The sequence below is a fragment of the Rahnella aquatilis CIP 78.65 = ATCC 33071 genome (assembly GCF_000241955.1).
Lineage (GTDB): Bacteria > Pseudomonadota > Gammaproteobacteria > Enterobacterales > Enterobacteriaceae > Rahnella > Rahnella aquatilis.
In genome coordinates, this window is the sequence record NC_016818.1 from 1,583,172 (window position 1) to 1,606,830 (window position 23,659).

16 protein-coding genes are annotated in these 23,659 nt (G+C 52.9%); 11 read left to right on the forward strand and 5 right to left on the reverse strand.

The window, feature by feature from the left end; translation table 11 throughout:
* Positions 1 to 16: 16 nt before the first annotated feature.
* Positions 17 to 337: an ATP-dependent Clp protease adapter ClpS gene (gene clpS, locus RAHAQ2_RS07250; RefSeq protein ID WP_015696602.1), complete on the forward strand. Its 321-nt coding sequence runs from the start codon at positions 17 to 19 to the stop codon at positions 335 to 337.
* Positions 338 to 364: 27 nt separating this feature from the next.
* Positions 365 to 2,647 (forward strand): ATP-dependent Clp protease ATP-binding subunit ClpA, encoded by a 2,283-nt coding sequence (clpA, locus tag RAHAQ2_RS07255; RefSeq protein WP_015696603.1) that lies wholly within the window; start codon positions 365 to 367, stop codon positions 2,645 to 2,647.
* Positions 2,648 to 2,867: 220 nt separating this feature from the next.
* Here clpA and infA read toward each other — a convergent pair whose 3' ends face one another.
* From infA to trxB, 5 genes are all read right to left on the reverse strand, one after another.
* Positions 2,868 to 3,086, reverse strand: coding sequence for a translation initiation factor IF-1 (infA, locus tag RAHAQ2_RS07260; RefSeq protein ID WP_002211347.1), 219 nt, complete (start codon positions 3,084 to 3,086; stop codon positions 2,868 to 2,870).
* A 93-nt stretch (positions 3,087 to 3,179) separates the two neighbouring features.
* Positions 3,180 to 3,914: a leucyl/phenylalanyl-tRNA--protein transferase gene (aat, locus tag RAHAQ2_RS07265; protein WP_015696604.1), complete on the reverse strand. Its 735-nt coding sequence runs from the start codon at positions 3,912 to 3,914 to the stop codon at positions 3,180 to 3,182.
* Positions 3,915 to 3,965: 51 nt separating this feature from the next.
* Positions 3,966 to 5,687: a heme ABC transporter ATP-binding protein/permease CydC gene (gene cydC / locus RAHAQ2_RS07270; RefSeq protein WP_015696605.1), complete on the reverse strand. Its 1,722-nt coding sequence runs from the start codon at positions 5,685 to 5,687 to the stop codon at positions 3,966 to 3,968.
* A 2-nt stretch (positions 5,688 to 5,689) separates the two neighbouring features.
* On the reverse strand, positions 5,690 to 7,456 hold the full coding sequence (gene cydD / locus RAHAQ2_RS07275; protein ID WP_015696606.1) for a heme ABC transporter permease/ATP-binding protein CydD: 1,767 nt from the start codon (positions 7,454 to 7,456) through the stop codon (positions 5,690 to 5,692).
* Between the two features lie 129 nt (positions 7,457 to 7,585).
* On the reverse strand, positions 7,586 to 8,554 hold the full coding sequence (gene trxB, locus RAHAQ2_RS07280; protein WP_015696607.1) for a thioredoxin-disulfide reductase: 969 nt from the start codon (positions 8,552 to 8,554) through the stop codon (positions 7,586 to 7,588).
* A 731-nt stretch (positions 8,555 to 9,285) separates the two neighbouring features.
* Between trxB and lrp the strand changes: the two genes are divergently transcribed.
* The 9 genes from lrp (at position 9,286) to RAHAQ2_RS07325 (ending at position 23,604) form a co-directional block, all read left to right on the forward strand.
* The gene (gene lrp / locus RAHAQ2_RS07285) at positions 9,286 to 9,780 is read left to right on the forward strand and encodes a leucine-responsive transcriptional regulator Lrp (protein ID WP_013574775.1); all 495 of its coding nucleotides are present in this window, start codon (positions 9,286 to 9,288) and stop codon (positions 9,778 to 9,780) included.
* A 120-nt stretch (positions 9,781 to 9,900) separates the two neighbouring features.
* Entirely contained in the window at positions 9,901 to 13,371 is a 3,471-nt protein-coding gene (locus RAHAQ2_RS07290) for a DNA translocase FtsK 4TM domain-containing protein (protein ID WP_015696608.1), read from the forward strand.
* Between the two features lie 196 nt (positions 13,372 to 13,567).
* The gene (gene lolA / locus RAHAQ2_RS07295; RefSeq protein ID WP_015696609.1) at positions 13,568 to 14,179 is read left to right on the forward strand and encodes an outer membrane lipoprotein periplasmic chaperone LolA; all 612 of its coding nucleotides are present in this window, start codon (positions 13,568 to 13,570) and stop codon (positions 14,177 to 14,179) included.
* A 7-nt stretch (positions 14,180 to 14,186) separates the two neighbouring features.
* The gene (locus RAHAQ2_RS07300; protein WP_015696610.1) at positions 14,187 to 15,530 is read left to right on the forward strand and encodes a replication-associated recombination protein A; all 1,344 of its coding nucleotides are present in this window, start codon (positions 14,187 to 14,189) and stop codon (positions 15,528 to 15,530) included.
* A 107-nt stretch (positions 15,531 to 15,637) separates the two neighbouring features.
* Positions 15,638 to 16,930 (forward strand): serine--tRNA ligase, encoded by a 1,293-nt coding sequence (gene serS / locus RAHAQ2_RS07305; protein ID WP_015696611.1) that lies wholly within the window; start codon positions 15,638 to 15,640, stop codon positions 16,928 to 16,930.
* Positions 16,931 to 17,129: 199 nt separating this feature from the next.
* Positions 17,130 to 19,586 (forward strand): selenate/tellurate reductase subunit YnfE, encoded by a 2,457-nt coding sequence (ynfE, locus tag RAHAQ2_RS07310; protein WP_015696612.1) that lies wholly within the window; start codon positions 17,130 to 17,132, stop codon positions 19,584 to 19,586.
* Positions 19,587 to 19,668: 82 nt separating this feature from the next.
* Entirely contained in the window at positions 19,669 to 22,116 is a 2,448-nt protein-coding gene (gene dmsA, locus RAHAQ2_RS07315) for a dimethylsulfoxide reductase subunit A (protein WP_015696613.1), read from the forward strand.
* Between the two features lie 11 nt (positions 22,117 to 22,127).
* Positions 22,128 to 22,745, forward strand: a complete 618-nt coding sequence (locus RAHAQ2_RS07320) for a DMSO/selenate family reductase complex B subunit (protein ID WP_015696614.1) — start codon at positions 22,128 to 22,130, stop codon at positions 22,743 to 22,745.
* Between the two features lies 1 nt (position 22,746).
* The gene (locus tag RAHAQ2_RS07325; protein ID WP_015696615.1) at positions 22,747 to 23,604 is read left to right on the forward strand and encodes a dimethyl sulfoxide reductase anchor subunit family protein; all 858 of its coding nucleotides are present in this window, start codon (positions 22,747 to 22,749) and stop codon (positions 23,602 to 23,604) included.
* Positions 23,605 to 23,659: the final 55 nt, after the last annotated feature.

A 23,659-nucleotide genomic window follows, 5' to 3' on the forward strand; every position in this document is an offset into this window, starting at 1 on the left:
AGGTGATGAACAGGCAATGGGCAATAATCAAGACGGGTTAAATTTTGAACATTTGGCGGCGGATAAGCAAAAGGATGAGGTAAAACCGCCGTCTATGTATAAAGTTATATTAAACAACGACGATTACACTCCGATGGAATTTGTGATTGACGTTCTGCAAAAGTTCTTTTCTTATGATATTGAACGTGCAACGCAACTGATGCTCCAGGTGCACTACAGAGGCAAAGCGATATGCGGCGTTTATACCGCCGAAGTCGCGGAAACCAAGGTCGCACACGTAAACCAGTACGCCAGGGAGAATGAGCATCCGTTGCTGTGTACGCTGGAAAAAGCCTGATTAAGGCAATCTATTTGGGAGGTGCCTATGCTCAATCAAGAACTTGAACTCAGTCTCAACATGGCTTTCGCAAGAGCCCGTGAGCACCGGCATGAGTTTATGACCGTGGAGCACCTGTTGCTGGCGTTGCTCAGCAACCCTGCTGCCCGTGAAGCGCTTGAAGCTTGTACAGTGGATTTAGTGGCCCTGCGCCAGGAACTGGAAGCCTTCATCGAGCAAACCACACCCACCTTACCTGCCAGTGAAGAAGAACGTGACACCCAGCCTACGCTGAGTTTCCAGCGCGTTCTGCAACGTGCGGTATTCCACGTGCAATCTTCCGGCCGCAGCGAAGTGTCCGGCGCCAATGTTCTGGTCGCAATTTTCAGCGAGCAGGAATCTCAGGCTGCCTACTTACTGCGTAAACATGATGTCAGCCGCCTTGATGTGGTGAACTTTATCTCGCACGGCACCCGTAAAGATGAATCGGGCAGCCAGGCGCAAAACAATGCGGAAAGCCCAGTTAACGAAGAACAGTCGGCGGGGGAAGATCGTATGGAGAACTTCACCACTAATCTTAACCAGTTAGCGCGTGTAGGTGGCATCGATCCGCTGATTGGCCGTGACAAAGAACTGGAGCGTGCCATTCAGGTGCTCTGCCGTCGCCGTAAGAATAACCCGCTGCTGGTGGGCGAATCCGGCGTCGGTAAAACCGCGATTGCTGAAGGTCTGGCATGGCGAATCGAGCAGGGTGACGTGCCGGAAGTGATGGCCGATTGCACCCTGTATTCTCTGGATATCGGTTCGTTACTGGCGGGTACCAAATACCGCGGTGATTTCGAAAAACGTTTCAAATCTCTGCTCAAGCAGCTGGAGCAGGATAAAAACAGCATCCTGTTTATTGATGAAATCCACACGATTATCGGTGCCGGTGCGGCGTCAGGTGGTCAGGTGGACGCGGCAAACCTGATCAAGCCATTGCTGTCGAGCGGGAAAATCCGGGTGATCGGTTCGACAACGTATCAGGAATTCAGCAATATCTTTGAAAAAGACCGTGCACTGGCACGTCGTTTCCAGAAAATTGATATTACTGAGCCAAGTGTTGAAGAAACCGTCCAGATCATTAACGGGCTGAAAACAAAATACGAAGCCCATCACGATGTGCGTTATACCGCGAAAGCAGTGCGTGCGGCGGTTGAGCTGTCGGTTAAATACATTAATGACCGTCATCTGCCGGACAAAGCCATCGACGTGATTGACGAAGCGGGTGCACGCAGCCGGTTAATGCCGATCAGCAAACGCAAGAAAACCGTCAACGTCAGCGATATCGAAAGCGTCGTGGCGCGTATTGCCCGTATTCCGGAAAAAACCGTGTCTGCGACAGACCGCGATGTGCTGAAAAACCTGGGCGACCGCCTGAAAATGCTGGTCTTCGGACAGGATCCGGCCATCGAAGCACTGACCGAAGCGATCAAGATGAGCCGCGCCGGTCTGGGTCAGGATCACAAACCTGTCGGTTCATTCCTGTTCGCCGGTCCGACTGGTGTGGGGAAAACCGAGGTCACGGTTCAGCTGGCGAAAGCGCTGGATATCGAACTGCTGCGCTTTGATATGTCGGAATACATGGAACGTCATACGGTCAGCCGTTTGATCGGTGCGCCTCCGGGATATGTCGGTTTTGATCAGGGCGGTTTGCTGACGGATGCGGTGATTAAACATCCTCACGCCGTGGTGCTGCTCGATGAAATCGAGAAGGCGCATCCGGATGTCTTCAACCTGCTGCTGCAGGTGATGGATAACGGGACGCTGACCGATAACAACGGCCGCAAAGCGGATTTCCGTAACGTGATCCTGGTGATGACCACTAACGCCGGTGTGCGTGAAACGGAACGTAAATCGATTGGTCTGGTGCATCAGGATAACAGCCCGGATGCGATGGAAGAGATCAAACGGACCTTTACGCCGGAATTCCGTAACCGTCTGGACAATGTTATCTGGTTCAACCATCTGTCTACGGAAGTTATCCAGCAGGTTGTCGACAAGTTTATCGTCGAATTGCAGGCGCAGCTGGATGCGAAAGGTGTTTCTCTGGAAGTCAGCGACGAGGCTCGCGACTGGCTGACAGTGAAAGGCTATGACCGTGCGATGGGTGCGCGTCCGATGACCCGTACCGTTCAGGAAAACCTGAAAAAACCACTCGCCAACGAGCTGCTGTTTGGTTCACTGGTGGATGGCGGTTCCGTCTCTGTTGCACTGGATAAGGCGGCTGACAAGCTCATTTATCACTTCATGAGTGCGCAGAAGAAAAAACCGGAAGGTGCGGTGCATTAATTTTCATCAGGCATGAAAAAATAAAAGGCGATGTGAAAACATCGCCTTTTTTCTTTCTGAAATTCTTTATGTAATTGCAGTAATTAGTGAGGGATTTCAGAAAGGATAGTGGAACAAAACGCCGGATTGCGGATACCACAAAACGCCCTTGCAACAGCAGGAAGGGCGAAAAGGGTATCCTCAGGTATCGCCGGAAAATCAGCGATGAGTGAGCCGCTTATTAACGGCTACGGAAGACAATGCGGCCTTTGCTCAGGTCGTACGGGGTCAGCTCTACAGTGACTTTGTCGCCCGTCAGGATGCGGATGTAGTTCTTACGCATTTTACCGGAGATGTGAGCGGTAACTACGTGTCCGTTTTCTAATTCTACGCGGAACATAGTGTTTGGCAGCGTATCAAGTACGGTGCCTTGCATTTCAATGTTGTCTTCTTTGGCCATCGAATCCTCTAGGTCTAACTACCATAGTTTTTAACCGGCAAGATAATGCCGAAAAACCCACATTATGTAAAGAAGTATGGTCCATGACCGCACCTATTCCCTATCCTTCGGGAACACCGGCAGGTCTTCATCATGTGGGGATAAGTCTTGTGGCAACCAGCAATCCGGCGCTAACGCGCGTTGCGAAAGTTCGGATAACTGCTGCAAAAATTGGCGGCGGGGGATCTCTCTCGCACCCAGCGACGCAGTGTGAGGGTTGAGCACCTGACAGTCAATCAGTTCTCCTCCATTGCGGGAAAAATGTTGGCAAAAAAGCATAAGTGCGCACTTGGAGGCATTCTCCCGGCGACTGAACATCGACTCGCCGCAAAATAACCTGCCGACAGAAACACCGTACAAACCGCCGACCAGTTCGTCACCTTCCCAGACTTCGACTGAGTGCGCGCGACCGGCTTCATGCAACTCCTGATAACCACGCTGCACCAGCGGCCCGATCCAGGTGCCATCTTCACGTTGCATAGCGCAAGCATGTATCACCTGCTCAAATTGCTGATTAAGGGTGAAACGAAACGGCATCTTGCGCATAAAACGTTTCAGACTGCGGCTGGCATGACGTTCTTCGGGAACTAAAATCGCGCGCGGGTCAGGCGACCACCAGAGGATCATTTCCCCCGGTTCGAACCAGGGGAAAACGCCATGCTGATAAGCGGAAAGCAGGCGGGGAGCGGTGAGATCGCCGCCGATAGCCAGCAGGCCATTCGGCTCCTGCAATGCAGTTTCAGGATCCGGGAAATTAACGGAACTGGCCTCAAGCTTAACTAACCGCATAGATCTCCTTATCCGGCGGGTACGCCCGCCGTAAAACCACAAACAATCACGTCAGGCGCGGGCAAGGAACCTTGCATAACGACTTTGTGCCGCGGCTAACGTCTGGTGATCGCCTTGTTCCACAATCTGACCCTCTTCCATAACACATATCCTGTCGAGGGCTTCCAGACCGTGCAAACGGTGCGTCACTAAGAGTAGCGTCTTATTCTGACAGTGCGTGTGCAGCAGTGCCAAAATATGTTGTTCCGTTTCTGCATCCAGCCCTTCAGTGGGTTCATCCAGCAACCACAGCGGCGCATCATGCAATAACGCACGGGCCAGTCCGATACGACGTTGTTCGCCGCCGGAAAGCTGACGGCCGCCTTCACCAAGCCAGGCGTTCAGCCCTTCGTTTTCCAAAAGCACATGTAAATCAACCTTTCTCAACGCTTCTGCAAGCTGTTCATCGGTACTGTGTGGTGAGGCCATGCGCAGGTTTTCACGCAGCGTGGTATTAAACACATGCGCACGCTGACTGACGACAGTGATCATCTTGCGCAGTGTGGCTTCATCATAATCAGTGACCGGATGGCCGTTAATTTCCAGTGTGCCACGGCTGATATCCCAGCCACGGGTCAGCAATTGCAGCAGCGTGGATTTACCGCAACCGGTCTGACCGAGCAAGGCAATATGCTCACCGGCACGGATATCCAGAGTGATATTTTTCAGAACCGGTAGCGGCTGGTCAGGATAAGTAAAATTCACATTTTTCAGCGACAGACTGATCTGTTCACCAGCCAGCGGGCCTTGTGACGGGAAGGTCACATCTGCAGGTTGATCAATGATCTGGCTGACGCGCTGGGCGGAGGCGATAACCTGCCCAAGATGCTGGAATGCGGCGGCTACAGGTCCCAGCGCTTCGAATGCCGCCAGCGGGGTGAAGACAAACAGCGCGATCAGCGCACCCGGTTGCGGGAACTGACTGATACCACCGGCAGCCAGCCACAGCATCAGCGTAACGGTCAGACCGGCCGCGGCAATCACCATCGCCTGCGACAAGCCAGTGAGTTTGGCCTGCTGCTGCTGACGCAGCATCCAGCGCTGTTCGATATCATTGAGTCGCTGGCGAAAGCGTGGCTGAGCGCCGAACACCACCAGTTCAGACTGCCCCTGTAACCATGATGTCAGTTGCATCCGGTAATCGCTGCGCAGCGCCGTCAGTTCACGTCCGGCAGGTTTTCCCGCGCGGTAGAAAATCACCGGCAGGAGCAGCATCAGCACCAGCATAATCGTGCCCAGCGTCAGCGCGAGGGTGATATCCAGGAAACTCAGGCCAAACGTCACCAGAAGGATCACCACCAGCGCACTCACCAGCGGAGATATCACCCGCAGGTATAAGTGATCGAGCGTATCGACATCAGCGACCAGACGGTTGAGCAGATCCGCCTGACGGAAGCGCGCAATGCCGCCCGGCGACAGCGGCATTATTTTTGTGAAAGTGAACACCCGCAAATGCGCCAGCACGCGGAAGGTCGCGTCGTGACTGACCAGACGTTCGGCGTAGCGGCCTGCGGTCCGAAATATGGCGGCCCCCCTTACACCGGCGGCGGGAAGCATGTAGTTGAAGCTGTATAAACCGGCGATACCGGCCACGGCAGAGGCCGCCAGGAACCAGCCGGAAAGCGTCAGCAGGCCGATGCTCGCCAGTAAGGTGACGATAGCCAGAATGACGCCCAGTGACAAACGGAACCAGTGACGGCGGTACAGGGCGAGATAAGGCAGAAGAGTTTTCATGATTACAGCTCCTTATTCCGCTGGGAAAGCAGACTGGCGAATAAACCGTTCTGAGCCACCAGTTGCGCGAAGGTGCCGCGCTCAGCGATCAGGCCTTTCTCCATCACCCAGATTTCGTCGTAGTCACGCGTATCCTCCAGCTGATGTGTCACCAGCAGGGAAGTCTGTGCTTTTGAGGCTTCGCTCAGCGCGCTCATCACACGTTTCTCGCTGTGCGCATCGAGGCTGGCGGTCGGTTCGTCGAGCAGCAACAAACTGCAGGGAGAGAGCAGGGCGCGGGCAACGGCGACGCGTTGCGCCTGGCCGAGGGATAACCGTGCAGCGCTGTCGCCCAGTTCGGTTTCCAGCCCCTGCGGTAACAGCGGCAGGAATTCATTCACATAAGCACGATCAATGGCGGACTGAAGCTGTTCGTCACTGACATCCGGCTGATTGAGCAGAATATTGGCGCGCAGGGTTTGCTCGGGCAGATGCGGATTCTGGCCCACCCAGCTCAGCTGTTTACGCCATTCGTCATTGCGCAGTGATTTCAATTCAATGCCGCCAGCGGTTACCGAACCCTGATAAGGCAGGAAACCCAGCAGGACATTGAGCAGCGAGCTTTTCCCCGCGCCACTCAGACCGACAATGGCGATACGTTGCCCGCTCTGAATAGTAAACGTTAACGGACCGGCCAGCGTTTTGCCCTGCGGCGACTGAATAATGACGTCGCGGGCTTCGAGTGCCACCGGTTGTCCGGCAGGCCAGTGTTGCTCACCGTCACCCATGTCGGCACTTTCCGCACTCAGGAACGTGACGAGACTTTCGGCAGCCCCCACCGCCTGCGCTTTGGCGTGATAAAACGCGCCCAGATCACGCAGAGGCTGGAAAAATTCAGGGGCGAGTATCAGCACCAGGAAGCCGGCGAACAGGGTAACAGGGGTACCGTAGCTGCCGAAATTGAGCTCACCGAGATAGGAGAAACCGAAGTAAACCGCGACAACTGCGATGGAAATAGACGCGAAGAATTCCAGCACAGCGGAGGATAAAAAGGCCAGGCGCAGGACGTCCATCGTGCGGGCACGAAAGTTCTCAGTCGAACGTTTGATTTGCTCGGTTTCCGCCGTGCCGCGATGAAAGAGACGCAGCGTATCGAGGCCGCGCAGGCTGTCGAGAAAGTTCCCGCTAAGACGTGCCAGCGCCACAAAGTTACGGCGGTTGGCATCAGCTGCCCCCATCCCGACCAGCGCCATAAACAAGGGGATCAGCGGCGCGGTGACCAGCAGAATCAGCCCGGCAGCCCAGTTAATCGGGAAAACGCTGACCAGAATAAGCAGCGGGATGATACCCGCAAGGGCGATCTGCGGCAGATAGCGGGAATAGTAATCCTGCATATCTTCGATTTGTTCAAGAATAATGCTGGCCCAGCTGCCCGCCGGTTTTCCCCGGATCCACGCAGGCCCCAGTTTTTCCAGACGATCCAGCACCAGCTTACGCATTTCCTGACGGATAACGCGTCCGCAAATAAAGCCCACCTGTTCACGCAGCCAGGTGATGAGCGCGCGCAGAACAAACGTCAGCGCCATTAACAGGAAGCTTTGCAGCAGGGCATCACGGGAGGTGTGCTCAATGATCAGGTTATGCAGTAATCCGGCCATCAGCCAGGCCTGAGCCAGGATCAGCAAACCAGAAAGTAAGCCCAGCATCATAGACAGACGGATCCAGCCTTTGGCGCGTGAGCTTTGTTGTTTTAACCAGCGGATAAGTTCTTGTTGTCGTGTTTTATTCATCAGGCATCAGTCTGTGCAGCAATCCGGATGGGAGGGCGCTTATGTTACATGCTCAGACCGCAAACTGAAAATATGAAAAAGGCGGCAATTACGCCGCCTCTTTTTAAGGGCAAACAGAAGGGGAGATTCTTACAAATCCGGGGCTTGCGATAAACCGTCCAGATAGCGTTCGGCATCCAGCGCGGCCATACAACCGGTTCCGGCGGAAGTGATCGCCTGACGGTAGATATGGTCCATAACATCGCCTGCAGCAAAGACGCCCGGAATACTGGTCTGGGTAGCATTGCCATGAGAGCCGGACTGCACTTTGATGTAACCGTCTTTCAGTTCCAGCTGGCCTTCAAAAATACCGGTATTCGGGCTGTGACCGATGGCAATGAACACCCCCGCCACATCCACCTGAGATTTCTCGTCAGTGCGTACATCCATCAGGCTCGCGCCGGTCACACCCATCTGATCGCCGACCACTTCGTTCAGGGTTTTGTGGGTATGCAGCACAATATTGCCGCTGGCCACTTTATCATTCAGACGATCCACCAGAATTTTTTCTGCGCGGAAGTTGTCACGGCGGTGGATCAGATGCACTTCAGAAGCAATATTTGCCAGATAAAGGGCTTCTTCGACAGCAGTATTGCCACCGCCGACAACCGCGACTTTCTGGTTACGGTAGAAGAAACCGTCACAGGTTGCGCAGGCTGAAACGCCGCGGCCTTTGAAAGCTTCTTCAGAAGGCAGGCCGATATAGCGTGCTGAGGCACCGGTGGCGATGATCAATGCATCACAGGTGTATTCGCCGCTGTCACCGGTCAGGCGGAACGGACGGTTCTGCAAATCGACTTTGTTAATATGGTCGAAAATGATCTCGGTATTAAATTTGGTGGCATGTTCGTGCATACGTTCCATTAAAGCCGGACCTGTCAGACCTTCCGGATCGCCCGGCCAGTTTTCCACTTCGGTCGTGGTGGTCAGCTGTCCGCCTTTTTCCACGCCGGTAATTAATACCGGATTGAGGTTTGCACGCGCAGCATAAACCGCTGCGGTATAACCCGCCGGACCGGAGCCCAAAATCAATAATTTACTGTGTTTAACCGTACTCATGCGTAATTCATCTCCGCGATGGCGACAAGCGATAGACCGATTGTAGGGAAAACGGCGCAGTAAAAAAAGCAAACTCAGATGATGTTAACGATTTGTCTGATAGTTTTTACTGCGAAACCCGCGTAAAAAGGGGCTGCCTAAATCGATGAAGCAGGTAACTGCTTGATGGATAGAGTGAAAAATCAACGCATTTCAAACGGTGCGCTGTGAAGATTGTTGATCAGATCGCGTTAATTTAGTCACATATCAGGGCGGTTTGCAGGGATTTGGCTGAAATAACGGGTGAGATGCGTTGTTATTGTCCAAAGAGAAAAGACAGCTAAAAAGGGGGCGTCAGCTTTTCAATATGGCACGTTCTTCTGATTTTGCTTCTTTTACTTTGACAATCCGCTGTGCATTTGCGAAAACATCAGGGGAAGAAGAAATTAACCGCCTGTCCGTGACTTGAATTTATGCAAATGGCTGCTACGGACTCGTTCCGGTATTGCTTTTTGCTGTTTTTGTTGTGGCAGGGTTTAGTGAATCAGGTCGGTTGTTGGCGATCTATTAATTTCGCAGGGTTATTTCTTTTGAGTATCCGTTTTACGGCCGTGTTCCTTTTGACAGGGGATCAACGCGGCTTTTGGATGCGTAAACCTTAATCATCGGGTCTTCGCTTGGGACAACCCTTAGACATTGAAGTTGGCTGGGGTATGGCAGGTGCAGGGAAGGACAGCAGAGAGACAATAATAATGGTAGACAACAAAAAACGTCCGGGAAAAGATCTCGACCGTATTGACCGTAACATCCTCAACGAATTGCAAAAGGATGGCCGGATTTCAAACGTCGAGCTTTCCAAACGTGTGGGATTATCTCCAACTCCATGTCTGGAGCGCGTTCGTCGTCTGGAACGTCAGGGCTTCATCAATGGTTATACTGCATTGCTCAACCCGCATTATCTGGATGCATCGTTGCTGGTATTTGTTGAAATTACCCTCAACCGCGGCGCGCCGGATGTGTTTGAGCAGTTCAATGCGGCAGTACAAAAACTCGAAGATATTCAGGAGTGTCATCTGGTTTCAGGGGACTTCGACTACCTGTTGAAAACCCGCGTACCTGATATGTCTGCTTACCGTAAGCTGTTAGGTGAGACTTTACTTCGTCTGCCAGGTGTTAACGACACCCGCACCTATGTAGTGATGGAAGAAGTGAAGCAGACAAATCGCCTGGTCATTAAGACCCGGTAATTGTTCTGGTGCAAACCCCTGTAATTTTAGCTACACTCCTGTGTATCTATACAGCTATGGCGCCGGGGAGTCTCGGCGCTGTTGCTTTTTCTCAGTTCACAGGAACCTGGAGAGCCTTTCTTGAGCCAGGAATATACAGAAGATAAAGAAGTTACCCTGAAAACACTGAGCAATGGCCGCCGTCTTCTGGAGGCTTTGCTGGTTGTGGTAGCGATTTTTGCTGCTTATTTAATGGCGGCATTGGTGAGTTTTAACCCCTCTGATCCCAGTTGGTCTCAGACCGCCTGGCATGGGCCAATTCATAACTGGGGCGGTGGTGTAGGTGCATGGATGGCCGACACGCTGTTCTTCATCTTTGGCGTATTTGGCTACGCTATTCCCCCTATTATTCTGTGTCTTTGTTGGGCGGCTTTCCGTCAGCGGGATAAACAGGATTTCGTCGATTATTTTGCTCTTTCGCTGCGCCTTATTGGCACGCTGGCGCTCATTGTCACGTCTTGTGGTCTCGCGGCCGTCAACGTTGATGACCTGTATTACTTCGCTTCCGGCGGTGTAATCGGCAGTTTGCTCAGTACCGCGATGACACCGTACTTTAATAATGTGGGTGCGACCCTGGTGCTGTTATGTGTCTGGGCTGCCGGCCTGACCTTATTTACCGGCTGGTCCTGGCTGACGATTGCCGAAAAGATCGGTGGAGCCGTGCTGGGGGTGACGAATATCGTGACCAACCGATCCCGTCGTGACGATGATTATGATTACGATGAGGACGACGACCCGCTACTGGAAGACGACGCCAAACCGGCCGCTAAAGTCGCACCTGTCGTCGCTGCTGCAGCGCCTCCTGCCGCTGTCGCCGCTTCTGAAGCCGATGAAGATGACGTACTGTTCTCTGCGCCTTCGGTGAATGAACCTGCGACGCAGGCATCTGCTGCTGCGACTGCACCTGCTGCCACTGCGCCTGTCGCTGAGCCAGCACAGGCAGCGGATCCTTACGCTGCTGAACCGCCGGTTGCCAATATTGCTCCGCCGCCCGCACCGGCAACGGCCACTCCAACCTTATACAATTTCGAGATCCCGGAAGAAACGCCGGTGCCGCGTCATCCGCAGCCCGTTCAGCAATCGCCTTCACCTGCGCCTGTTGAGCGCAGAGAGGAAGACGGTCCGAGTTTGGGCAACTGGCAAACGGCCGTGGAACCTTCCCGTTCTCCGTTTGATTTCAGTTCAGCAGTGCCAGATGCCGCTCAGGCGGCCAGCGTTGCGGCCACCGCAGCTCTGGCGACCGGCCTTGCACAGGCAGGGCAGTCCACAGCATCTTCCGTTGGTAACACCTTTATGCCGGCTTTCAGTGCGGTGAGCGATGAAAATCCACAGGTGAAAAAAGGCTTTGGCCCTGAGTTGCCGCGTCCTAATCCGGTGCGTATACCTACACGCCGTGAGCTGGCCTCGTATGGCATCAAACTTCCGTCTCAGCGTATGGCTGAACAGCAGGAGCAGGTGCTGTCTGCGACGCCTCAAGAAGCGGAGCAGAACGTATGGCATAACGATCCTCTGGCTCAGGCCGACGAGCAAGCCATGCAGGAAGCTGCGTTGCATGAGGCGTTTGCCGCTCAGCAACAAGAGCGCTATGGCGATACGGTTACTGAAAATGAACCTGATGAAGAAGCAGCCTTGCAGCAAGCCGAATTGCGCAATGCGTTTGCTGCACGTGAGCAGGCGCGCTATCAGCAGGATGTCGAACCTCAAAGTGGCGTGGTACAGCATCACCATTCACAGAATCAGCAGACTGAATTGCCTGCGGTTGCTGATGATTTTGCCGCTGCGGCCATGAAACTCAGCCAGCATGATGCCTTTAGCTTCTCGCCAATGGCTGACCTGGTGGACGATACGCCTTCTGAGCCACTGTTTACATTGCCGGCGCAAGCGGAAGAAGAACCGCAACCTGCAACGTTTGCACAACAACCTTATCAGCGCGCTGCATCTTCTGAGCCCGTGCAACACGCACAGGAATATGAAGCTCCACGTCAGTCTTCGCCATCGGCGCAGCCTGATATGGACAGCCTGATCCACCCGTTCCTGATGCGTAATGAGCAGCCGCTGGTGAAACCGACCACACCGCTGCCATCACTGGATTTGCTGACGTCACCTCCGGCTGAAGCTGAGCCGGTGGATGAGTTCGCGCTGGAACAGATGGGCAATCTGATCGAAGCGCGTCTGAACGATTACCGCATTAAAGCCGATGTCGTCGGCAAATTGCCCGGACCGGTGATCACGCGTTTCGAACTGGATCTGGCGCCGGGCGTTAAAGCCGCGCGTATTTCTAACCTTTCACGTGACCTTGCCCGTTCATTGTCAGCAGTTGCGGTGCGTGTTGTAGAAGTGATCCCTGGCAAACCCTATGTCGGCCTGGAATTACCCAACAAGAAGCGCCAGACGGTATATCTGCGTGAAGTCCTGGACTGCGCGAAATTTAAAGAAAGTACGTCGCCGCTGACCATTGTGTTGGGGAAAGATATTTCGGGTGAACCTGTTATCGCCGATCTGGCTAAAATGCCTCACCTGCTGGTGGCCGGTACAACCGGTTCCGGTAAGTCCGTCGGCGTTAACGCCATGATCCTGAGTATGCTGTACAAATCCAAACCGGAAGATGTGCGTTTCATCATGATCGACCCGAAGATGCTCGAGTTGTCGGTGTATGAAGGTATTCCGCATCTGCTGACCGAAGTGGTTACCGATATGAAAGATGCCGCCAACGCGCTGCGCTGGTGTGTCGGTGAAATGGAACGTCGCTATAAACTGATGTCGGCACTGGGTGTGCGTAACCTTGCCGGTTACAACGAACGTGTTCTGGAAGCGGAAGCGATGGGGCGTCCGATCCCTGATCCGTTCTGGAAACCGGGCGATGGTATGGCCGCTGAGCCGCCATATCTGCAGAAAGAACCGTTTATCGTGGTGATGGTCGATGAGTTTGCCGACCTGATGATGACCGTCGGTAAAAAAGTTGAAGAGCTGATTGCTCGTCTGGCCCAGAAAGCCCGCGCAGCCGGTATTCACCTGGTGCTGGCGACGCAGCGTCCTTCTGTCGATGTGATTACCGGTCTGATTAAAGCTAACATTCCGACCCGTATTGCTTTTACGGTGTCGAGTAAAATTGACTCCCGTACCATTCTGGATCAGGGCGGCGCAGAATCACTGCTGGGTATGGGTGATATGCTGTATATGGCACCAAACTCCTCGATTCCGGTGCGTGTTCACGGTGCTTTTGTCCGTGATCAGGAAGTGCATGCGGTGGTTCAGGACTGGAAAGCGCGCGGTCGTCCAAAATACATCGAAAGCATTGTTTCCGGTGGTGAAGAGGGTGAAGGCGGTGGTTTAGGGCTGGACGGCGATGAAGAGCTTGATGCGCTGTTTGATCAGGCAGTGGCATTCGTGGTCGATAAACGCCGGGCGTCAATTTCCGGAGTTCAGCGTCAGTTCCGTATCGGGTATAACCGTGCGGCGCGAATTGTTGAGCAAATGGAAGCGCAGGGCATTGTCAGTACGCCGGGCCATAACGGTAACCGTGAAGTTCTGGCACCGCCGTCACACGAATAAAGCTGTACCGATCTGCCTGTATTTTGTTAAGAAGGGTCGCGGATGCGACCCTTGTGCAAAGAAGCGTAAAACAACGATTTTTCAGATGATTGAGCTACCTTCTGAGCCTCTCCTCGGATAGAGTTCGCACCATACGTCTTTTGCCGGTATAAAAGGCATCGTCTGAAGTTTATGGATTTCTGAGGTAAGAATAAGAATGAAAAAATTATTAATGATAGGGTGTTTACTGACTGCATTTACCTCCGCTTCTGTTTTAGCGGACGCCAGTAGTGATCTCAAATCCCGCCTGGGTAAACTTAATACTTTCCACGCCAGCTTCACACAGACGGTAACCAGCGATGATGGTGCAGCTGTTCAGCAGGGTGAAGGTCAGTTGTGGGTGAAACGTCCAAATCTGTTTAACTGGCATATGACCACGCCAGATGAAAGCATTTTGGTTTCCGATGGTAAAACCCTGTGGTTCTACAACCCGTTCGTTGAGCAGGTTACAGCGACCTGGCTGAAAAATGCTACAGGGAATACGCCGTTCATGTTGATTACGCGTAATGACAGTAGCGACTGGGCAAAATACAACGTGAAGCAGAAAGGCGATGATTTCGAGTTAACGCCGAAAACGGCGACCGGTAATCTGAAACAATTCGCGATCAACGTGACCCCTTCAGGCACTATCAAAAGCTTCACTGCCGTTGAGCAGGATGGGCAGAAAAGCGCCTACACACTGAAAGGCGAGCAAAATGCGTCTGTTGATGATGCCAAGTTTAAATTTACTCCGCCGCAGGGTGTGACGGTGGACGACCAGCGTCAGTGAGGTTAGTTTGAGTAATCTGTCACTCGATTTTTCCCAAAACGAATTCCAGCCACTGGCCGCCCGTATGCGGCCAGTCACTCTTGCAGAATATATCGGACAGCAGCATCTGTTAGCGCCGGGCAAACCTCTGCCTCGGGCGATTGAAGCAGGGCAATTACATTCGATGATTTTGTGGGGGCCGCCGGGCACCGGGAAAACGACGCTGGCAGAATTAATTGGTCGTTATGCGGACGCCGACGTTGAACGGATATCGGCGGTGACATCCGGCGTTAAAGATATTCGTGAAGCGATTGAACGCGCCCGGCAGAACCGCGATGCCGGACGTCGTACGATTTTGTTTGTTGACGAAGTCCATCGTTTTAACAAAAGTCAGCAGGACGCTTTCCTGCCGCACATTGAAGATGGCACCATCACGTTTATTGGTGCCACCACCGAAAACCCGTCTTTCGAACTCAATTCCGCTTTGTTGTCTCGTGCCCGTGTGTATTTGCTGAAATCACTGACCGCTGAAGATATCGAGAAAGTTATTGATCAGGCACTGACCAATGCTGAGCGCGGTTACGCCAACGAGAAAATTCGTGTTCCGCCGGAAACCCGCCGGATGCTTTCGGAACTGGTGAATGGCGACGCACGCCGTGCGCTGAACAGCATTGAAATGATGGCCGATATGGCGGAAATCGACGCCAAAGGTTACCGGACACTTACGCCGGAATTGCTCACCGAGATTGCCGGCGAACGCAGTGCGCGCTTTGATAATAAAGGCGATCGTTTTTACGATTTAATCTCTGCATTACATAAATCAGTGCGTGGTTCTTCGCCTGATGCGGCGCTTTACTGGTATGCCAGAATCATCACGGCCGGTGGCGATCCGTTGTATGTCGCGCGACGCTTACTGGCGATTGCTTCAGAAGATGTCGGGAATGCGGATCCGCGGGGCATGCAGGTAGCGCTCGCTGCCTGGGATTGTTTTACCCGTGTTGGCCCGGCTGAAGGTGAGCGTGCGATTGCCCAGGCGATCGTATACCTGGCCTGTGCACCAAAAAGTAATGCTGTTTATACCGCATTCAAATCGGCCATGCGTGATGCACGCGAAATGGCAGATTTCGATGTGCCGGAACATTTGCGCAATGCGCCGACCAAACTGATGAAGGAAATGGGGCTGGGTGCAGAGTATCGTTATGCGCATGACGAACCGAATGCCTATGCGGCAGGCGAGGATTATTTTCCGCCTGAAATGGCTCATACGCAGTATTATTACCCGACATCACGCGGGCTTGAAGGCAAGATTGGCGAAAAGCTGGCATGGCTTGCCGAACAAGATCAAAATAGCCCGACAAAACGCTACCGCTAATTTTATCGTTGCGGTAAGGTTACCCGTGATAACTCTTTGACACGCTGCCGTTTCAGTCAGCGTGCATCGTCAAATTAACATTCAATAACGACACGTACAGGATTAGCATGCTGGATCCCAATCTGCTGCGTAATGAGCTAGACGCAGTTGCAGAAAAACTCGCTCGCAGAGGTTTTAAACTCGATGTGGAAACGCTACGTTCTCAGGAAGAACGTCGCAAAGTCTTGCAGGTAGAAACGGAAACTCTACAGGCTGAACGTAATTCCCGATCGAAATCTATCGGTCAGGCAAAAGCCCGTGGCGAAGACATCGAACCCCTGCGTCTGGAAGTGAATACGCTGGGTGAGAAACTGGATGCAGCGAAAGCTGAGCTGGATGCATTGCAAAATGATATCCGCGATATCGCTTCTGCTATTCCAAACATGCCTGATGACTCCGTGCCTGCCGGTAAAGATGAGAACGATAACCAGGAAGTGAGCCGCTGGGGCACTCCGCGTCAGTATGATTTCGCCGTACGCGATCACGTATCGCTGGGCGAAATGGCTGGCGGCCTGGATTTTGCCGCTGCCGTTAAACTGACAGGTGCGCGTTTTGTGGTGATGAAAGGGCAAATCGCCCGTATGCATCGTGCGCTGTCACAGTTCATGCTGGATCTGCACACAGAGCAACACGGTTATCTCGAAACCTACGTTCCCTATCTGGTGAACCAGGAAACGTTGTTCGGTACCGGTCAGTTGCCTAAATTTGGTGAAGACCTGTTCCATACTAAACCGCTGAGTGAAGAAGCGGGCAGCAGTAACTATGCGCTGATCCCAACGGCAGAAGTGCCGCTGACCAACCTGACTCGTGATGAAATTCTTGAAGAAGAATCTCTGCCACTGAAGATGACGGCCCATACGCCATGTTTCCGCTCAGAAGCCGGTTCTTACGGTCGTGATACCCGTGGTCTGATCCGCATGCACCAGTTCGACAAAGTTGAGATGGTACAAATCGTTCGTCCTGAAGATTCAATGGATGCACTGGAAGAACTGACCGGTCATGCTGAAAAAGTGCTTCAGTTGCTGAATCTGCCGTACCGTAAAGTTCTGCTGTGTACCGGCGACATGGGCTTTGGTTCGTGCAAAACCTACGATCTGGAAGTCTGGCTGCCGGCGCAGGATACTTACCGTGAAATTTCATCATGTTCAAACATGGGTGATTTCCAGGCACGTCGTATGCAGGCGCGTTGCCGCAACAAAACTGACAAAAAACCGCGTCTGGTTCATACCCTGAACGGTTCTGGTCTGGCGGTAGGTCGTACACTGGTTGCCGTACTGGAAAACTACCAGCAGGCTGATGGTCGTATCGAAGTGCCGGAAGTATTACGTCCGTATATGGGCGGTTTAGAATATATCGGATAATCCCGTTATAGATGCATTAACATAGCGAAAAAGCGCCTGAGGGCGCTTTTTTTATGCATGAAACCGTGCGTTGCGTTAAGAATCCCGCATTTGTTTCTCTTCAACCCCGCCTTTTTTGATAGCAGACAAAGTTTCGTACCTCCTAATAAGTAGTATCCATGCAATCTGAGTGGGTATTGCCTCGTTACCGGAGCGAAAAATGTCGGAAATCAAACCAGAAATCACCACACTGACAAGTGGTATCAGCCGCCGGACGCTGATGAAAACATCAACGCTGGCAGGCCTGGCCATCGCTGCGGGGGGTGTATCACTTCCTTTTGGCCGTAAAGCATTGGCCCAGTTTGCCAATGAGGCGAAGCATTCAGTTTCTGCTGATAAAGTGGTATGGGGAGCCTGCTCAGTCAACTGTGGCAGCCGCTGTGCGTTACGATTGCATGTGCGTGATGATGAAGTTTACTGGGTTGAAACGGATAACACCGGACAGGATATTTATGGCGATCATCAGGTTCGAGCCTGCCTGCGCGGACGTTCTATACGCCGCCGAATGAATCATCCGGAGCGCCTGAATTACCCGATGAAGCGCGTCGGCAAGCGCGGTGAAGGCAAGTTCAAACGCATCAGCTGGGAAGAGGCCTTCGATGAAATTGCCAATAACCTGAAGCGTATTGTCGCGAAATACGGTAATGAAGCGGTATATATCAATTACACGTCCGGCATTGTAGGCGGCAACATCACCCGTTCCTCGCCTTATGCCTCTCTGGTTGCCCGCCTGATGAACTGCTACGGTGGTTTCCTCAGCCACTACGGCACTTACAGTACCGCGCAAATCGCCTGCGCCATGCCATACACCTATGGCAGTAACGACGGTAACAGTACGTCAGATATTGAAAACAGCAAGCTTATCGTCCTGTTCGGTAATAACCCGGCGGAAACGCGCATGAGTGGTGGCGGGATCACGTACTACCTCGAACAGGCGCGCCAGCGTTCCAATGCTCGCATGATCGTGATCGACCCGCGTTATACCGATACCGCCGCAGGCCGGGAAGACGAATGGATCCCTATCCGGCCAGGGACAGATGCCGCACTGGTTGCAGGCCTTGCTCATGTGCTGATCACCGAGAACATGGTCGATCAAGCTTTTCTTGATGCGTATTGCGTGGGCTACGACGAAAAAACATTGCCTGCGGATGCGCCAGCCAACAGCCACTATAAAGCGTACATTTTGGGTCAGGGTGAAGATGCGATAGCGAAGACCCCTGAATGGGCGTCCCGTATTACCGGCATCCCGGCGGATCGCATTGTCAAACTGGCACGCGAAATCGGTCAGGCCAAACCCGCCTACATTTCTCAGGGCTGGGGCCCGCAGCGTCAGGCCAACGGTGAACTGACGTCACGTGCCATCGCCATGCTGCCGATATTAACCGGCAATGTCGGCATTAATGGCGGCAACAGCGGTGCGCGTGAATCCACCTATACCATCACCATTGAACGCATGCCCGTGCTGGAAAATCCGGTCAAAACACAGATTTCCTGTTTTAGCTGGACTGATGCCATTGCCCGTGGCCCGCAGATGACTGCCACGAAAGATGGCGTGCGCGGCAAAGACAAACTGGATGTGCCGATCAAGTTCATCTGGAACTATGCCGGTAATACCATTACCAACCAGCATTCCGACATCAATAAAACCCACGATATTCTGCAGGACGATGCGCAGTGCGAGATGATTGTGGTGCTGGAAAACTTCATGACTTCCTCGGCGAAATACGCCGACATCCTGCTGCCTGATCTCATGACCGTCGAGCAGGAAGATATTATTCCAAATGACTACGCCGGAAATATGGGATATCTGATTTTCATCCAGCCTGCAACGTCCGCTAAATTCGAACGTAAAGGCATCTACGAAGTGATGAGCGAAGTGGCGCGTCGTCTTGGCCCGGATGTTTTTAACAAGTTCACCGAAGGGCGTACCCAGCGGGAGTGGCTGCAATATCTGTACGCCAAAATGCTGGCGAAAGACCCGGCATTGCCTGCTTATGAAGAACTGCGTGAAATGGGAATTTATAAGCGTAAAGACCCGGCCGGACATTTCGTGGCGTATAAAAAATTCCGTCAGGATCCTCATGCCAATCCGCTGAAAACACCTTCCGGTAAAATCGAAATTTACTCCTCCGCTCTGGCGAAAATCGCCAGAGAATGGGAGCTGCAAAAAGACGAAACCATTAGTCCGCTGCCGGTGTATGCCTCGACCTTTGAAGGTTGGGACGATCCGAAACGCAGCCAGTTTCCGCTGCAGATGTTCGGCTTCCACTACAAAGCCCGCACCCATTCCACGTACGGCAATATCGACGTGCTGCAGGCGTCATGCCGTCAGGAAGTGTGGATTAATCCAATGGATGCCAAAACCCGTGGCATTGAGAACGGTGACAAAGTGAAAGTGTTTAACGACCGCGGCGAAGTACGTGTGGCAGCGAAAGTCACGCCACGCATCATGCCCGGTGTCGTCGCGATGGGGCAGGGCGCATGGCATCAGGCCAATATGAGTGGTGACCGTATCGATCATGGGGCTTGTATGAACACGCTGACAACCCAACGGCCGTCCCCGTTGGCGAAAGGTAATCCTCAACATACTAATTTGATTCAAATAGAAAAAATCTAAAGAAACTACGAGCCAGGATCCTGGCCCGATAACAAGATTGTTAAATTTTCGTCCCTGAGATAAGGACGTTACGGAGTAAGCAATGTCAGATTCGAACAGTCATAAATCCGGTTCAGGCGGTGGGATCAGCCGCCGTGACCTGGTTAAGGGAACCACACTCGCCGGTATGGCAGCTGCGGTTGGCGGCATATCGTTGCCGTTTAAATCTATACGAGCGGAAAAACTACCGGCGCCAGCCAAAACCGCGGATGAGAAAATCGTCTGGAGTGCCTGCACCGTTAACTGCGGCAGTCGTTGTCCGTTGCGAATGCACGTTGTTGATAATGAGATCCGCTATGTCGAGACCGACAATACCGGTGATGACAATTATGAAGGACTGCATCAGGTTCGTGCCTGTCTGCGCGGGCGCTCAATGCGTCGTCGTGTTTATAACCCCGACCGTCTGAAGTATCCGATGAAACGCGTGGGTAAACGTGGTGAAGGAAAATTCAAGCCCATCAGTTGGGACGAAGCTTTTGACACCCTGGCGGGCAGCCTCAAAGACATCATTCACCGCTATGGTAACGAAGCGATCTATCTGAATTACGGTACCGGCACGCTGGGTGGCACGATGACGCGTTCATGGCCGCCAGGCAAAACATTGATCGCCCGTCTGATGAACTGTTGCGGTGGTTATCTGAATCATTATGGCGACTACAGTTCGGCGCAAATTGCCGCGGGCCTGAATTATACCTATGGCGGCTGGGCGGACGGCAACAGCCCGTCTGATATCGAAAACAGCAAACTGGTGGTGCTGTTCGGTAATAATCCGGGTGAAACCCGCATGAGCGGTGGCGGGGTGACATATTACCTTGAGCAGGCTCGTCAACGTTCGAACGCCCGCATGATCATTGTTGATCCGCGTTATACGGATACCGGTGCCGGGCGCGAAGACGAATGGGTGCCGATCCGTCCGGGTACGGATGGTGCGCTGGCAGCGGCGCTGGCGCATGTCATGATCACAGAAAATCTGGTTGATCAGCCATTCCTCGATAAGTATTGCATCGGTTATGACGAAAAAACTTTACCGGCTGGTGTGCCTGAGAATGCGCATTATAAGGCCTATATTCTCGGTAAAGGTCCGGATGGTGTGGCGAAAACGCCTGAATGGGCGGCAAAAATCACCGGCATCTCGGTGGACAAAATCGTCAAACTGGGCCGTGAAATCGGGCAGGCAAAACCCGCATTTATCACGCAGGGCTGGGGCCCGCAGCGTCACGCTAACGGAGAGATTGCGACCCGTGCGATCGCGATGCTGGCGATCCTCACCGGCAATGTAGGTGTTAATGGCGGGAATTCCGGTGCCCGTGAAGGTTCCTACGAGATCCCATTTGTACGTATGCCGACGCTTGAAAATCCGGTTCAGACCAGTATTTCGATGTTCCTGTGGACGGATGCGATTGTGCGCGGTACACAAATGACGGCCACGAAAGATGGCGTGCGCGGCAAGGAAAAGCTGGATGTGCCGATCAAGTTTATCTGGAACTACGCCGGTAACTGTTTGATCAACCAGCATTCTGATATCAACCGTACCCATGACATTTTGCAGGATGACAAACAGTGCGAAATGATTGTGGTGATTGATAACCACATGACCTCTTCGGCGAAATACGCCGATATTATCCTGCCGGACTGCACGGCTTCTGAGCAGATGGATTTTTGTCTCGATGCCTCGTGCGGCAACATGGATTATGTGATTTTTGCCGATCAGGCGATTACGCCACGCTTCCAGTGCAAGAACATCTATGAAATGACCAGCGAGCTTTCCCGCCGCATGGGGGTAGAGCAGCAGTTCACCGAAGGCCGTACGCAGGAAGAATGGTTGCGTCATCTGTATCAGCAATCGCGTGAAGCGCTGCCAGAACTGCCGGATTTCGATACTTTCCGCAAACAGGGCATATTCAAAAAACGTGACCCCGACCAGCATCATGTGGCTTACAAAGCATTCCGTGAAAATCCTGCGGCCAATCCGCTGAGTACACCGTCCGGTAAAATTGAAATCTACTCCGCTGAACTGGCCAAAATTGCTGCCGAATGGGAACTCTCTAAAGAAGACGTGATTGATCCATTACCGGTGTATGCCGCAGGTTTCGAAAACTATGACGACCCGCTGGCCAGTAAATATCCGTTGCAGCTGACGGGATTCCACTACAAAGCGCGTACGCACTCCACTTACGGCAATGTTGATGTGCTCAAAGCCTCCTGCCGCCAGGAAATGTGGATCAACCCCATGGACGCCGCACAGCGCGGTATCACCAACGGCGACATGATCCGCATCTTTAACGATCGCGGGGAAGTGCATATCGCTGCCAAAGTGACACCACGCATGATGCCGGGGGTTGTCGCGCTGGGCGAAGGTGCCTGGTATTCCCCTGACAGCAAAAAAATCGACCGTGCGGGCAGCATTAATGTACTGACTTCTCAAAGACCTTCACCGCTGGCGAAAGGTAACCCCTCTCACACCAACCTTGTGCAAGTGGCTAAGGTTTAACGGAGTAAAACATGACAACTCAATATGGATTTTATATTGATTCAAGCCGCTGCACGGGATGCAAAACCTGTGAGCTGGCATGCAAGGACTTCAAAAATTTAACACCGGACGTCAGCTTCCGCCGCATCTATGAATACGCCGGTGGTGACTGGCAAAAAGACGGAGATGGCTGGCATCAGAATGTGTTCGCCTATTACCTGTCCATTTCCTGCAATCATTGTGCGGATCCGGCCTGCACCAAAGTCTGCCCAAGTGGTGCGATGCATAAGCGTGAAGACGGCTTTGTGGTCGTAAACGAAGACGTCTGTATCGGCTGCCGTTATTGCCATATGGCGTGTCCGTATGGTGCGCCGCAATACAATGAAGCCAAAGGTCACATGACCAAATGTGACGGATGCTACGAACGCATTGCTGAAGGTAAAAAACCGATTTGTGTTGAATCCTGTCCGTTGCGTGCGCTGGATATGGCACCCATAGAAGAACTGCGTGCGAAATACGGTGAACTGGCTGAAGTGGCACCGTTGCCGGCTTCACATTTCACTCACCCAAATATCGTCATCAAACCCAATGCGAATTGCCGTCCTGTAGGCGATACCACGGGTTATCTGGCTAACCCGAAGGAGGTTTAAGATGGGAAACGGATGGCATGAATGGCCTTTGATGGTCTTTACGGTTCTGGGGCAGTGCGTCGTCGGTGCATTTATCGTGCTGGCCATTGCGTTGTTGACTCAGCGCAGTACGGAAGAGTACCGACGGGTCCATCTCTCGATGTTTTTCCTGTGGGTATTGATGGCCGTTGCCTTTATCGCCTCGGTTCTGCATCTGGGGTCGCCGCTGAGAGCATTCAACTCACTGAACCGTCTGGGGGCCTCGCCACTCAGTAACGAAATTGGCAGCGGTTCACTCTTCTTTGCTTTGGGCGGGATTTACTGGCTGCTGGCGATGATCAACAAGATGCCACGCGCTCTCGCCAAAATCTGGTTAATTGTGACCATACTTGCAGGGATTGGGTTCGTTTTCGCGATGTGCCGTGTGTATGAAATCAATACTGTGCCAACGTGGAACAATGCCTATACTGCGTTTCATTTTGGCCTGACAGTACTGATTGGCGGTCCGGTTCTGGGTTATCTGCTGCTGCGTGGTGCCAGGATCAATGGCTGTGCGTTGCGTCTTTTACCGGTCATCAGTCTCTCGGCGCTGGTTGTAAGCATGGCGGTTGTGATGATGCAAAGCGCCAGTCTGGCCGGTATCAATAGTTCCGTTCAGGCTGCTTCTGCACTTATCCCACAATACGGCGTGTTGTCGGTATGGCGGCTGGTGCTGGTTGTGCTTGGACTGGGCTGCTGGTTCTGTCCGCTTATACTGCGTAAACGGCCTGCACTGGGCTCAATGATACTGGCCTTTGTGCTGGTGTTTGCCGGAGAACTGATGGGTCGGGCGATTTTCTACGGTCTGCATATGACCGTGGGCATGGCGGTGAGTGGTTAATTTCGGGTAGTCAGGTTTATCAGGAGGTACATCGCCCGTAAGGATGTGCCTCTGC

Excerpts from the sequence above, each read along its gene's own strand:
- dmsA (WP_015696613.1), top strand. The coding sequence starts at position 19,669 with ATGTCAGATTCGAACAGTCATAAATCCGGTTCAGGCGGTGGGATCAGC.
- trxB (WP_015696607.1), bottom strand. The coding sequence starts at position 8,554 with ATGAGTACGGTTAAACACAGTAAATTATTGATTTTGGGCTCCGGTCCG.
- clpS (WP_015696602.1), top strand. The coding sequence starts at position 17 with ATGGGCAATAATCAAGACGGGTTAAATTTTGAACATTTGGCGGCGGAT.
- RAHAQ2_RS07320 (WP_015696614.1), top strand. The coding sequence starts at position 22,128 with ATGACAACTCAATATGGATTTTATATTGATTCAAGCCGCTGCACGGGA.
- lolA (WP_015696609.1), top strand. The coding sequence starts at position 13,568 with ATGAAAAAATTATTAATGATAGGGTGTTTACTGACTGCATTTACCTCC.
- ynfE (WP_015696612.1), top strand. The coding sequence starts at position 17,130 with ATGTCGGAAATCAAACCAGAAATCACCACACTGACAAGTGGTATCAGC.
- infA (WP_002211347.1), bottom strand. The coding sequence starts at position 3,086 with ATGGCCAAAGAAGACAACATTGAAATGCAAGGCACCGTACTTGATACG.
- lrp (WP_013574775.1), top strand. The coding sequence starts at position 9,286 with ATGGTAGACAACAAAAAACGTCCGGGAAAAGATCTCGACCGTATTGAC.
- RAHAQ2_RS07325 (WP_015696615.1), top strand. The coding sequence starts at position 22,747 with ATGGGAAACGGATGGCATGAATGGCCTTTGATGGTCTTTACGGTTCTG.
- cydD (WP_015696606.1), bottom strand. The coding sequence starts at position 7,456 with ATGAATAAAACACGACAACAAGAACTTATCCGCTGGTTAAAACAACAA.
- clpA (WP_015696603.1), top strand. The coding sequence starts at position 365 with ATGCTCAATCAAGAACTTGAACTCAGTCTCAACATGGCTTTCGCAAGA.
- cydC (WP_015696605.1), bottom strand. The coding sequence starts at position 5,687 with ATGAAAACTCTTCTGCCTTATCTCGCCCTGTACCGCCGTCACTGGTTC.
- serS (WP_015696611.1), top strand. The coding sequence starts at position 15,638 with ATGCTGGATCCCAATCTGCTGCGTAATGAGCTAGACGCAGTTGCAGAA.
- aat (WP_015696604.1), bottom strand. The coding sequence starts at position 3,914 with ATGCGGTTAGTTAAGCTTGAGGCCAGTTCCGTTAATTTCCCGGATCCT.